This window comes from Candidatus Tumulicola sp. (genome assembly GCA_036490475.1).
Taxonomy (GTDB): Bacteria; Vulcanimicrobiota; Vulcanimicrobiia; order Vulcanimicrobiales; family Vulcanimicrobiaceae; genus Tumulicola.
Genome location: DASXDT010000001.1, coordinates 128,962 through 140,880 on the forward strand (window position 1 = coordinate 128,962; position 11,919 = coordinate 140,880).

At 60.9% G+C, this 11,919-nt stretch carries 17 protein-coding genes; 13 read left to right on the top strand and 4 right to left on the bottom strand.

Annotated elements, in window-relative coordinates; genetic code table 11:
* Positions 1-6: 6 nt before the first annotated feature.
* A complete protein-coding gene (kdpF, locus tag VGF98_00710; protein ID HEY1680148.1) occupies positions 7-96 on the bottom strand; it encodes a K(+)-transporting ATPase subunit F in 90 nt (29 codons plus the stop codon).
* Positions 97-301: 205 nt separating this feature from the next.
* Between kdpF and VGF98_00715 the strand changes: the two genes are divergently transcribed.
* The 3 genes from VGF98_00715 (at position 302) to msrA (ending at position 2,682) form a co-directional block, all read left to right on the top strand.
* The gene (locus tag VGF98_00715; GenBank protein ID HEY1680149.1) at positions 302-1,129 is read left to right on the top strand and encodes a hypothetical protein; all 828 of its coding nucleotides are present in this window, start codon (positions 302-304) and stop codon (positions 1,127-1,129) included.
* 342 nt (positions 1,130-1,471) lie between these two features.
* On the top strand, positions 1,472-2,056 hold the full coding sequence (locus tag VGF98_00720) for a tryptophan-rich sensory protein (protein ID HEY1680150.1): 585 nt from the start codon (positions 1,472-1,474) through the stop codon (positions 2,054-2,056).
* Entirely contained in the window at positions 2,053-2,682 is a 630-nt protein-coding gene (gene msrA / locus VGF98_00725) for a peptide-methionine (S)-S-oxide reductase MsrA (GenBank protein HEY1680151.1), read from the top strand. The genes VGF98_00720 and msrA overlap by 4 nt, the downstream gene beginning before the upstream one ends.
* Here the strand turns inward: msrA and VGF98_00730 are convergent, their stop codons facing one another.
* Positions 2,683-3,594, bottom strand: coding sequence for a hypothetical protein (locus VGF98_00730; GenBank protein ID HEY1680152.1), 912 nt, complete (start codon positions 3,592-3,594; stop codon positions 2,683-2,685).
* 80 nt (positions 3,595-3,674) lie between these two features.
* Between VGF98_00730 and VGF98_00735 the strand changes: the two genes are divergently transcribed.
* The 3 genes from VGF98_00735 to VGF98_00745 are packed head-to-tail and all read left to right on the top strand — an operon-like array spanning position 3,675 to position 5,773.
* A complete protein-coding gene (locus tag VGF98_00735; protein ID HEY1680153.1) occupies positions 3,675-4,691 on the top strand; it encodes a divergent polysaccharide deacetylase family protein in 1,017 nt (338 codons plus the stop codon).
* A 9-nt stretch (positions 4,692-4,700) separates the two neighbouring features.
* A complete protein-coding gene (locus VGF98_00740) occupies positions 4,701-5,243 on the top strand; it encodes a GNAT family protein (protein HEY1680154.1) in 543 nt (180 codons plus the stop codon).
* Entirely contained in the window at positions 5,240-5,773 is a 534-nt protein-coding gene (locus VGF98_00745) for a GNAT family N-acetyltransferase (protein HEY1680155.1), read from the top strand. Before VGF98_00740 ends, VGF98_00745 begins: the two co-directional genes overlap by 4 nt.
* Here VGF98_00745 and VGF98_00750 read toward each other — a convergent pair.
* Entirely contained in the window at positions 5,738-6,127 is a 390-nt protein-coding gene (locus VGF98_00750) for a helix-turn-helix domain-containing protein (protein ID HEY1680156.1), read from the bottom strand. The genes VGF98_00745 and VGF98_00750 overlap by 36 nt on opposite strands.
* A 50-nt stretch (positions 6,128-6,177) precedes the next feature.
* Here VGF98_00750 and VGF98_00755 point away from each other — a divergent pair, with 50 nt between their 5' ends.
* Positions 6,178-6,651, top strand: coding sequence for a DoxX family protein (locus VGF98_00755; GenBank protein HEY1680157.1), 474 nt, complete (start codon positions 6,178-6,180; stop codon positions 6,649-6,651).
* Positions 6,652-6,671: 20 nt separating this feature from the next.
* Here VGF98_00755 and VGF98_00760 read toward each other — a convergent pair whose 3' ends face one another.
* Positions 6,672-7,223: a hypothetical protein gene (locus VGF98_00760; GenBank protein HEY1680158.1), complete on the bottom strand. Its 552-nt coding sequence runs from the start codon at positions 7,221-7,223 to the stop codon at positions 6,672-6,674.
* Here VGF98_00760 and VGF98_00765 point away from each other — a divergent pair.
* From VGF98_00765 to VGF98_00790, 6 genes are all read left to right on the top strand, one after another.
* Positions 7,222-7,977 (top strand): YihY/virulence factor BrkB family protein, encoded by a 756-nt coding sequence (locus VGF98_00765; GenBank protein HEY1680159.1) that lies wholly within the window; start codon positions 7,222-7,224, stop codon positions 7,975-7,977. The genes VGF98_00760 and VGF98_00765 overlap by 2 nt on opposite strands.
* Positions 7,974-8,657: an alpha/beta hydrolase gene (locus VGF98_00770; protein ID HEY1680160.1), complete on the top strand. Its 684-nt coding sequence runs from the start codon at positions 7,974-7,976 to the stop codon at positions 8,655-8,657. The genes VGF98_00765 and VGF98_00770 overlap by 4 nt, the downstream gene beginning before the upstream one ends.
* 38 nt (positions 8,658-8,695) lie before the next feature.
* A complete protein-coding gene (locus tag VGF98_00775) occupies positions 8,696-9,739 on the top strand; it encodes a hypothetical protein (protein ID HEY1680161.1) in 1,044 nt (347 codons plus the stop codon).
* Between the two features lie 16 nt (positions 9,740-9,755).
* Entirely contained in the window at positions 9,756-10,187 is a 432-nt protein-coding gene (locus VGF98_00780) for a VOC family protein (GenBank protein HEY1680162.1), read from the top strand.
* Positions 10,188-11,113: 926 nt separating this feature from the next.
* On the top strand, positions 11,114-11,425 hold the full coding sequence (locus tag VGF98_00785; GenBank protein HEY1680163.1) for a type II toxin-antitoxin system prevent-host-death family antitoxin: 312 nt from the start codon (positions 11,114-11,116) through the stop codon (positions 11,423-11,425).
* A 5-nt stretch (positions 11,426-11,430) separates the two neighbouring features.
* The gene (locus VGF98_00790) at positions 11,431-11,865 is read left to right on the top strand and encodes a type II toxin-antitoxin system VapC family toxin (GenBank protein ID HEY1680164.1); all 435 of its coding nucleotides are present in this window, start codon (positions 11,431-11,433) and stop codon (positions 11,863-11,865) included.
* Positions 11,866-11,919 lie beyond the last annotated feature (54 nt).

An 11,919-nucleotide genomic window follows, 5' to 3' on the forward strand; every position in this document is an offset into this window, starting at 1 on the left:
CTGTTGTTAGAACCGTTCCGGTCGCAGCATTGCGAAGATGAGGTAGGCCAGGCCGAGTACGGCCAGCGCCAGTCCGATCGTGTCGTCAGCGTGCACTTGTTGTTGTGCTCGCGTTAGACTCGTTCGCAGCCCGCGATATAGCGGTCCAGAACTGTGAAGCATATGGCGGTCAGCAAGATCAAGGCGATTTCGAGCATTTGGTTCATTATCGGCCGCTCGTGTTGGCCGCGCCATCCTCCGAACGGATCATCCATTCGGACGCTTGACGTTATGGTTTTGATTCCTAGGATTAGCGGCGATCATGCTTATAGGCTTACGCTCGTTATTGCTTGCGCCGTTGGTTGGCGCGCTCGTCGGCGCGGCGCCTTCGCCCGCGCCGTCTCCGGTGCCGACGCCCGCCGATCCATGCGGGTCGTTGCTGTCGATCGTGAACCGGCCTACGTTCGGAACCGGCGTGTGCACGGTGCGTACCGGCCACGTCGATATTGAGAACGGCTATGAGAATCTGACGACCACGGGCGGTTCGAATACGGTATCGTATCCGCAATCGTTGATTCGGATCGGCACGTACGATCCGCATCTGGATTTGGAGGTCGGTCCGCTGACCACGAACCGCACGTCGTCTGCCGGGGTGCCGGTCGTCGGCGGCTCGGATTTCGCGTTCGGCGCAAAGTACGAGCTGGGGTATACGTCGCGAGCGGTGTGGGGCGTGAACGCATTGGTGACGGTTCCGACCGGCGGATCGACCTTTGGTGCCGGCAACGCACAGTTTACGGGAAACTTCAACTGGGGTTACACTTTGAACTCGGAGTTTGGATTGAGCGGGACGCTTGGGTTCAATGCCTTTAGCGCGTACGTGCGACCGAACGTGGCGCAATCGTACTTTGCGTTTACGCCGACGCTCGAGCTGACGGCGGCGTTGCCGGGCGGGCCTTCGCAGTTGGGGCTCGAGTACGCGTACTTTTCTTCCGCCGGTCCAGGCTTAGGGGCGAAATTCTTCGCCGATGCGGTGTATCAGCGCGATTTCGGCCAGCACGTGCAGGTCGACGTGGAGTACGGCTTCTCGCCCGGCCCTTCGATCGGTCCGCGCCAGCATTATATCGGTGCCGGCATCACGTTCATGAACTAAGCCGCGGGCTTACAGATGATTTCGGACTGTAGGGAATTCGGACTAGACTTAGTCCAGTGGTTCACAATTCGGAAATGCGTTTTGTGTCCGTGCGTCAGCGAAACCGGCGAGACTCTGTGGAAAAGTTTGGGCTGCAACGCAGACTTTTGGGAATGGAGTCGATCCTAGGGGCTTCCTTGGCGCAAAACCGTCCATCAAGCAACAACAGATCGGTCTCGATCACCATCACACTGGTGTCGAGGCCCTTTTTGCGCGTTGCCGGCATGTGAACGAGTGGACTTAGTCTAGTCCGAATTTCGTAGTGTCGCGGGAGAGTTGCATGTACCGGCGGGGCAAGCCGTCATGATTTCACGAGCGGTGTTCGCGCCGGCGGCCGGAAACCGGGATGGCAGGCTAACGGATGTCGGGTATACAGCGGTAATGAGTAACGAACGCAAATACGGTTTTCTTCCACTCGTCGCTGGAGCACTCGCGGCCAATTACGCGGCACAGTTGCTCGGCCCGATGGACAAGGCGAGGGCCGAATACGCCAAGAGCACGCGGCCGCCGTTCGCGCCGCCACCGTGGGCGTTTGGCGTGGCATGGCCGATCAACAACGTCCTCACCCTGTGGGGCAACTGGCGCGTTCTGAACGCGCCACCGTCGGACGATCGCACTGCCTATCTACGGCTGCAGGCCGCGATGTGGATTCTGTTCACGACCCACGGGCTGGTCCGCTTTCGTTTGCGCAGTCCGGTCCTCGGCGCGCTCAACACCTTTGCGTACACGGCCTTTGCCGCCGCTTCGGCGTTCCGGGCCGCACGAATCGACCGCCGGCTTTTGGCGTCGTACTCGACGCTCATCCCATGGCTGCTGGTGGCGTCGGCCCTCTCGGCTTACCAACTGGGTGATCCAGATGCCGTTTTCAAGCGTTCTACGGATAGATGAAATCCATAGCTTTCCTCGCCCTAGCCCTGCTGCTCGGCGCAGCGGCTCCCACTCCGCAGGCTGCCGCTGCGCCGCCCGCGGGCACGCAGCGCGTCGTGCTCGCCGGCGGATGTTTTTGGGGCATGCAACTCGTGTTCGAATCGCTCAAAGGCGTGAAGTCGGCCGTCGCCGGTTATTCGGGCGGCAACTCGCTAACGGCGCATTACGACATCGTGAGCACCGGCACGACCGGTCACGCGGAATCGGTGCAAGTAACGTACGACCCGTCGGTTATCTCCTTTTCGAAATTGCTCGACATATATTTCACCGTCGCGCACGACCCGACCGAACTCAACCGGCAAGGTCCGGACGACGGTTCGCAATACCGTTCGGAAATTTACTACACGACTGCGACGCAGCGCGAAGAAGCGCTTGCCGAGATCGCGCGTCTCACGCATCAGCATAAGTTTTCCGATCCGATCGTGACTAAGGTCGAAGCGTTTCGCGGATTTTACCCGGCCGAAGACTATCACCAAAACTATGCGCTACACAACATGAACGACCCGTACATCGTCGCCAACGATCTGCCGAAGTTACAGAATCTGCACCAGCAATATCCGCAATTGGTGAAACCCGGAACGCCCTAACTATTTCGGCGCGTCGTCGACGTGCGCGGCGTAGGAGCGCGGATCGAAATACCACGCGGGCAACGAACTCGGGAATGCGATGTCGTTGAAATCGTAATCCACGGTCGCGTCTTTGCCGAGATATTCGGAATCTTGTTCGTAGGTCGGGGTACCGTGAATGTGCGTGACGACCGGCATGTTGTTCATCCAGCCGAGCGTCACAGTAAACAACATCGGATAGACGTGGTTGCCGTTGTCGCCTTCGTCGAACAGTTTGTCCGTGGCAACGATTTGCTGCAGTTCGAGCGTCGTCGCGTCCACGTATAGCTCCCGGATACGATTTCGATCTGGATCGCGACGCGGCTGCAGGCTGAGGTGCAACACGTTGCCCTCTCGCACGATGTTGGTAATGCGATAGTCGAACTCGCCCATCGCGGTGACGACGGCGATGGTCGGCGGCAAGCTTCCGGTCGGCTCGGGCGTCGGTACGAAGTCGCGCGGGCTCGTATGCGGATGCGCTGGCGCCGGCTCGAACAAGTCGGCCGTCGGCGGACCCGGATCCCACGGCTCGTTAAACGACGGGCGCAAAAATTCGAGCGTTCCGCGTGCAGACCCGCGATAGACCTTGCGGCCCAGCGCCGCGCGGTCGAAGGTGCGGCACCATATGTGATACGTGTAGCTATTCAACAGATCGGGATAGCCATCGTCGAGCGTTTGTTTGCGTACGAGCGTATACGTCGTGTATGGCGGCGGCGGACGATGCGAACGAAATTGGCGACGAATCAAGAATAGCAAGCGGTCGGGCGAGGGCAGCGGCGTCGGCGATGCGGCATGATACGGCAGTACCGGTGCGGCCGAGCGGGCCGTCGCCGGCACGATCAACGCCAACGCTGCACTAACCAGTACGAACGCCGCGGCGAGAAGGCTTTTCACACGACTCCTCTTGCCTCGGCGCTCCGCGCGTTCCTGGCACGACAAGCATGGCGCGGAAAGTCTGTGACGAACCTCAGCGCGTGGCAAAGAAACGTCGCGCGCGCGGCCGTGCTTCGGCACCGGTCGCACTGATCGTCATCGGTTTGATCGCGGCAGCCGCCGCGTGGTGGACGCTCGCGCCGCACCATCATCATTCACAAAGAGACGGAACCGTCGCCGTCGTGACGTCGACACCGACCGAAACCGAAGCGCCGGACGAATCGGCGACCGATACGCCGGAACCGGTTGCGACGGCCACCGACCGAAGCGAGCCGAGTGCCGAACCGAGCGCCGGCGAGTCCAGCGAACCGAGCGCGGCCCCTTCTGCTACGCCGGCCGAAAACGTTACAGCACCGCCCGCAGCCCCGGTTCCGCGCATGCACGGGTCGGGCGCGAAACTGGCGTTGATCGTCGACGATTGCGGACAATGGATCGACACCGAGCGCGGCTTCGTCGCGCTGGGCGTACCGCTCACCGTCTCCGTCTTGCCCGACGTTCCGTACACGAGCACGATTGCCAAAGAAGCCGCTGCCGCCGGTAAAGGCGTGATGCTGCATCTTCCGATGGAGACGGTTTCGGGGCTCAATCCCGGACCCGGAAAAGTGACGACCGAAATGTCGGACGCGCAGATCGCAGCGCAAGTCGAAAGCGATCTAGCACAAGTGCCGTTGGCCTCCGGCGTGAACAATCACGAAGGCAGCAAAGGTTCGGCCGATCCGCGCGTGATGCGCGACGTGATCGAAGTCCTGGCCAAACACGGCGACCTGTTCTTCATCGATTCGAAAACCAGCGCGACGTCGGTCGGCGAACAAACCGCGCAGGCGCACGACGTTCCGACCGCAGCCCGCGACGTATTTCTCGACAATCAAGAATCGGTCGCGTATTCAGAGGCGCAGCTGCGCGAAGCTGCCGCGATCGCGTTGAAAACCGGCAGCGCCATCGCGATCGGGCATCCGCGCCCGACCACACTGGAAGCCGTGCGTTTACTGATTCCGCAACTGCAGGCCGAAGGGGTGCAGTTCGTGCTCGCGCGGCAACTGGTCGTCCCGCAAACGTAAGGCCGCAATATGACGAGCACGCAACTGGATTGCGGCGACTCGATCGTTCTGCGGGCGCCGCTGCTTTCCGACGCCGCCGCGATTGCGACGCACGCGAACGACCGCAACGTTTGGATCAATCTACGCGACGCCATGCCGCATCCGTATTCGTTCGACGACGCGCAGCACTGGCTGGGGTCGATGCGCGAGCAGGATCGGGTATCGATGTTTGCGATCGATCGCGAGGGCGAAGCGATCGGCGCGATTAGTTTGGTGTTGGGCACCGATATCGAGCGCCGTTCGGCGGAACTTGGCTACTGGGTCGGCTCGGCATTTTGGGGGCGAGGAATCGCGACCGCCGCGGTACGGCGCATCTGCGACTACGCCTTTACCGACTTAGCCCTGCTACGCGTTTTCGCGACACCGATGACCGGTAATGCCCGGTCGAAACGCGTGCTTGAGAAAGCGCGTTTTACGTTAGAAGGAATCATGCGAAGCTGTTATGTGAAGGATGACACGATCGTGGACGCCGCATTATACGCTCGCATCGCGCCATCGCAAAGGGCCTTATGAAAAAAGCACCGATTTTGTACACGGGGCGGCTGATTTTGCGTGCCCACGAGCCCGCCGACCTGGATGCATCGGCCGCCATGTGGGGCGATCCGTCGGTGGTGCAGCACATTTCAGGACGTCCGAGCACGCGTAGCCAAAGCTGGCAGCGGATCCTCACGTACGCGGGTCTCTGGAGCATGTTGGGCTACGGCTATTGGGCGGTGGAGGATCGCGCCACCGGCGGGTTCGTCGGCGACGTCGGTTTGGCCGATTTCCACCGCGCGATCGAGCCGCCGTTGGATGGCACGCCCGAGACCGGTTGGGTGATCGCGCCGAACTTCTGGGGCAAGGGGTACGCAACCGAAGCGATTCGAGCGGCGGTGGCCTGGGCCGACGCGTCGCTGGATTTCGATCGCACGGTCTGTATCGTGTCGGCCGCTAACAAAGCGTCGCTACGTGTGGCCGGTAAGGCCGGCTACGTCGATATGGGGACCGCGACGATGAACGACGAGCCGCTACGGCTCTTCGTGCGAGCGCAGGCCCGACACTAAGTCCTCGCCGTCAGGGGCGTCTTCGCCGGCCGGAAGCCAACGCTCGGCCCAACGGCCAATCGCGTCGAGCGCTTCGCGCAACTCGCATCCGCCTTGGGTCAGCTCGTACTGCACGCGCACGGGAGAGCCGGACTGGACTTCGCGCCGGATGATGCCGGCGGATTCCAGCTCGCGCAGCCGTTCGGTGAGCAAGCGGTCGGAAATACCCGGAACGGCCGCCAGCAATTCGTTGAAACGGCGCGGCCCAGGCAGCAGCACCCGGATGATCGCCCCGGTCCACCTACGGCCGATGAGCTCGACGGCACGGTGGAATCGAGGACAAAGGCTACTTTCAGTATGTAGGCTACTTGACATATGTATAAAGCCGTGTTACCTAGTTCGACGTGAGCATTGCGTTATTAATTGTGCGACTGATTGTGGGATTGGGACTCGCGGCCCACGGCAGCCAGAAGCTGTTCGGTTGGTTCGGCGGGTATGGCCTGTCGGGCACAGGTGGATTCTTCGACAAGATCGGCTTTCGGCCCGGCCGCCTCTTCGCGTTAGCAGCCGGACTGGGCGAGTTCGTCGGCGGACTGCTCACGGCGTTCGGTGTCGGTGGCGCGCTGGGCCCAGTCATCATCGTGTGCGTCATGCTGGTTGCAATCGGAGCCGTGCACCTTAGCAAGGGCTTCTTCAGCGATAAGGGCGGCTGGGAGCTGCCGGCGATGTACGCTTGCGTCGCGCTAGCGATTGCGTTCGCAGGCAACGGACGTTTTTCGGTCGACGCCGCACTTGGTCTCACATTCTTGACCGATCCGCTGCAGATTTGGATCGCGTTGGGTGCCGCACTGATAATCGCAGTGCTGAACATCTTCGCGAAGCGGACCCCGGCGACGTGAGTTTTCGTTTCCCGCTAGGGTTACGGTGGCGCACCGCTATTTGACGGTAGCGGCGTGCGGCGCGGTAATGGCGAGCCGGTCCACACCGGGCGCATGGCTGGTGCAGGCGACGGCGTGAACACCGCGCGCGGGAGTTGTTGCGCTTGCGGTTGCTGTTGGTAGGGCGTTGCGGAATCGAGCGGCGCGGGTGGCGGCGTTCGCACGTCGAGTTGCCGGCTGCGAGCATCGTAGTGTACGAGGTCGCCGAGGAAGCGTAATACCGGACCGATTTCGACGAACGCACTCTGCGGAGCGGCCCAGCCGCCACCGCTGAGGGGAACACTGAGCTGCCGCCCCGCACGCCGCACGGTGAGCGTGGAACCGTCAAACCAGACCCCGTCGGCCAAGCGCCGCAGCAACGGACTGACCGGCGCGTACACCCGCCCGGCGGAGACGTACGCGCGCACATATTGCACCAATGGCCGGCCGTCGATCGAGATCGTCACCGGCGGCGGAGGTGGGATTACCGGCACTTCGCACGATATACCGCGCGGTGTGATGCGATTCATCTCCGCGTTTCGCGACGCCGCCATGCGGTTTTCGCGAGACGGTTGCGCGTTTCTCGCCCAGTCGATCGCATTCAACGCTCTCTTCGCGCTGTTTCCTTTGACGGTGCTGGTGCTCAGCGCTGCGACCTTGGTTTTACCATTCGCCGAGCGGCGCACGCTGGGATTCTTCGACACGTTCGCACCAACGTTGCACGACTATATCGCGGCCAATCTGCAGACGTACATGTACGGCCGCGGCATCACCAGCCTCATCGCGTTGGCGATTTTAATTTGGTCGGGCAAGAATCTGTTCATGGGCCTGGCGTTCGCCCTGGATCGCGCATTGAACGTTCCGAAAGCACGTCCGCTGGTGCACAACCTGCTGTTGTCGTTCGTGATGCTGCCGCTGATCGGGATATTGCTGATCGTCGCGATCGTGCTGCCGGTTCTTTTGTCGATCTCGGTGCGTGCGACCGGCTTTGCCGAAAATGCACAGATGTTGCACTTCTTGGTATACGTGCTGTCGATCGCACTGGTGTTTGCGGTTACGGTGCTCTTATATCGGTTGCTGCCGAACCGGGCCGTTTCGTGGGGTTTTTCGGTACGCGGCGCGTGCATCGTGTCGGCAGCGTGGCCGGTGGTGCAATATGCCTTCGCGCAATACATAGCGCACGTCGATTTTACGGCCGTATATGGGGCGCTTTCGGCGCCGTTGGTATTGCTATTTTGGTTTTATTGCATCGGTTCGATTTTTTTATATGGGGCGGAGTATGCGGCCGTGTTGAGTAGTAACCCATGACGTTGGTGTTCGTGCACGGCGCGGGCTGTACGCCGGCTTCGTTCGGCTCGTTTCCGCAACGGTTTGCGGGGGCGGTGACGGTGGCGTTGCCAGGACGCTGTGGTGATGCGTCTTCACCTTCTTCCGTCGAAGCGTTTGCCGATTTCATTGCCGGTTCGGTGGCTGCGTTCCGCGGCGACATCGTGCTGTGCGGACATTCGATGGGTGGTGCAGTGGCATTGGAGGTTGCGCTGCGCGGCGGTGTTAGCGGCGTCCGCGGATTGGTGCTTCTTGGTTCGGGCTCGCGTTTGCGCGTGGCGCCGGCGATTTTCGAACGTTTGGAAGCTGATTTTCCAGCCGCCGCGCGCCAACTGGCAGGCTGGTTTTTTGCCGATCCGACGGCCGAACGTCTGGACGCCGCCGTGGCCGACATGCTTGTGGTGGGACAGGCGCAGACGGTGCGCGACTTCCGCGCATGCGACGCGTTCGACGCGGGTCCACGCTTGCACGAGCTGCGCGTGCCGGTGCTGGCCGTGACGGGCGAGCGCGACGCGATGACGCCGCCCAAATACGCGCAGTCGCTAGCCGACCGGGTGCCTTTGGGCTCGGCGCGAATCATTCCCGATGCGGGACACTTCGCGATGATCGAACGCCCGGACGAGGTCGCGGACGCCATTGCGGCTTTTGCCGCAACGGGCTGAGCCGTACCGCAACTGGCAGCACTGATGGAAGGAGCACCGTGGGTCGGTTTCTTGGAGCTTTGTTACTCTGCGCGTCGATCGCGCTGATCGCGGCCGCACCAACACCCCAGAACACGCCGGTCCCGGTGGCGACGCCGCTGATGAACGCGCAGACCCCCCCGCCGCCGTTGCCGCCGGGCGTGGCGGGCAGCGTCTTGGTGTATCCGTTCGACGTGCAAACGGGCGCCGACCAGAAGCTCGGGACGGCGATCGCCGAAATCATCGCGCAAGAAATGGGCGCCGGCGGTAGCTTGGTTGTCTTGCCGGTGCCGATGGATGTCAAGCGCACCGACTTTTTATCGCACGCACGCGAGCAACACGCCGACTTTTATATTTCCGGCTACGTAACGCCGGTTGGAGATGCGGCGGCAGTCGTGGAGCAGGTCGTGAGCGTCGAGAGCGGCGTGATTATGTTCTCGCAAACCGCACAAGTGCAAAGCGTTTCGGACGTTGCCTCGCAGTCGTTGCAGGCCCGTTCGCAGATTCTGGCGTTCTTGGGGCGCGCGACGCAATCGATGCAAACAACGCAATCGAACAGCACGCCGGAGCCCAAGACGACCAATGGCGCGCAAGTGCCGCTTAAGGGTATCTCTGGGATCGTCGACTCGGTGTTTCACCATCACGGCGCATCGCCGACGCCCGCGGCTCTCGCGGTGAAACCTAGCCGGGGCATTTATGTCGTGCCGCCGACGGTCGCGGCTCCCCCGGCTCCGGGCGTGACGGCTGCCGAACTTACGAATACGAGCAACGAGCTGTACTTTGCGTTGAAGCATTATTATACGGCGCAGATGGCTCCCGCTACGGCGGACGTTCCGGGTGCGGCAAATGCTATTTGCGGTCCGAATCGCAACAATACGATCGCGACCGGCACGATTTCGCAAGTCGTCCCGAAGCGTGGGCGCACGGTTTCGACGTTCGTGCTATCGGTGTATGCCTGTTTTGGGGCTCGCTTGGAGCAACTGACGGGAACCGGCGAAACCGTGAAGCAGGCAGTAGACGCGGCGGTAGCCTCGTATGCGGCGGCGCATCCCGACAACAGTTAGCCGGGTCGGAACGGTAGTGAAACTTCTGAGCTTGGACCACGCGGACGTGCGCGTGGCATCGATTGCTGCGGTCGAGCCATTTTACGATGCGGTGCTGATGCCGCTGGGTTTATCGCGCAAGCAGCGCGCTCACGTTGCCGAGGACGGCGAATGGCACGACGTCGACGTTTCGCATGCGCCGAATGCGGTGGAATATCATACGCCCGTTGTACCGGGTGAAGCCGGCTGGTTCATCGGTTTTATCGAGGATGAATCGATGGACGCGACTGCGACGCGCCTAGCCTTTGCTTTGGATTCTGAGGCGGACCTGGCTGGGGTCGAGGCGTTGGTGCGCTCTGCCGGCGGACGGGTGGTTGAATTTTCGAGCGATGCGGGGTATCCGGCGTTGTTCTTTGAGGATCCGCTCGGAACGCGGTTGGAGATTTGCGCGCGGCGGCCGCGGGCCTAACCTCTTTGGTCTTGCGCTAGGCGGTTGGGCGGCATGGATTGCAAGAATGCATCAATAGTTGTTGCGATCTTCTGCTCATGCATGAGTGTGTATTGCGGCGTACGTTCGTTTCGAGTTTGGCGCGATCCGGAAGGAACGTTCGCTTATTTCCTCGGTGGTGGATACGATGAACGAGGTGCGCACGATCAGGTATTTCTTTCCAAAATTATAGGTCCGTTCCTCACGCTTGTCTCGGGAGTCGCCGCGGTTGCGAACCTTTTCAACTTTTTTAAGTGCAGGGCATCGCCACAATTGCTTGCATCGGTTGCCATCCTTTATGGACCGCTCCAGGTGATCTCATTCCAAGCAATCTTGGCCGTGTCGCTCGTTATTGGAGCGATTACGTACGTACTGAATACACAGGTGCGCGGTGGAGCGAGGTTCGCTTATGCTGCATATCTTGCGGCTTTCTCCTTCGCCGGGTTGCAAACGGCAGCATTTTCACGTTGGGGCGATGGCGGAGCGATGGGGCTTTGTCACGGGTCTGCTTGCTGTCGTTGCCGCGCTGTACAGATACGCCTTGCAAAAGTTTGGCGCACCCCCGGCCGCGACCCGTATCGAATTCAGACTAGACTTAGTCCATTCGTTCGCATCTTGGTAACACGATAATTTTGCTCGCGACAGTCTTTCGGCAACGAAACGGCAACGAGCGGGTAACGAGCGGGGTCCAAATCGGCGGCGTGGATGCCGATCTGTTGCGATCGGACGCCTCGTCACGCGGCGAACGTCAGTCGAGCAGCGCCTTCGCACCGAATCGGCGTTTGCCAACGTATGAACGAGTGAACTTAGTTTAGTTCGAATCCCATAGAGCGTCCGAAGGGCCATAACGTTCGGGCGATGTTGTTCTTGTCACATTTGCTGCCGTTGCGGGCACTCGAACTCAGTGAATGTCAGAAGCAGCCTTCAACGTCCATCAAGCTAAAACGCACCTATCACGTCTTCTTCAACGGGTCGTCGACGGGGATGAGATCGTCATCGCCAAGGCGGGAAAGCCGCTCGCGCGGCTCGTTCCCTTCAACGCGACGCGTGCACTCGATCGCAAGCTCGGCGCCTTGGAAAACACGCGCAATGCCGATATTCAACGCGAGCATAAACGAGAAGCCGACCTCTACGCTACCATATCTGCGGCCGGTGTCTCGGAAGCTACGCAAGTTTGGGCAGAGTCTTGGGAATCGTCGGAATGTTTAGACGGCGACTAAGATTCTTGCTCGACACTCGCGTGATGCTCTGGGCGTTGACCGACGTCGCCAGTCTGCCGATCTTTTATCGGTCGGCGTTGCGGTCGAAGTACAACGAGATTTTCTTTAGCGCAGCCAGTATTTGGGATCTAGCGACAAGCGAGGAACCGAATCGATGGGCTCGAGGATTCGCGCCCGACGAAATTGCACGATCGGCGGTGGAGACCGGCTTTATCGAACTACCGATTGGGGCGGACGCCGCCGCAAAAGCTCGGACGCTGCCGGCATATCATGAAGACCCGATCGACCGCGTGCTCATCGCGCAGGCGATAATCGAGCCGGCACGCTTTCTAACGACCGACAAATTTCTTGCCAACTATTCGGACGTTGTAGAGATCATTGAAGAGGAGACGCACCCGCAGTACCAGCGTTACGGCGCGTTCTCGCGCGCGGCGAGCTGAACGGCGAAGGCAAAGGTTGAATACTGCACCGCGACGCTTGGCAACCGCAGGGCT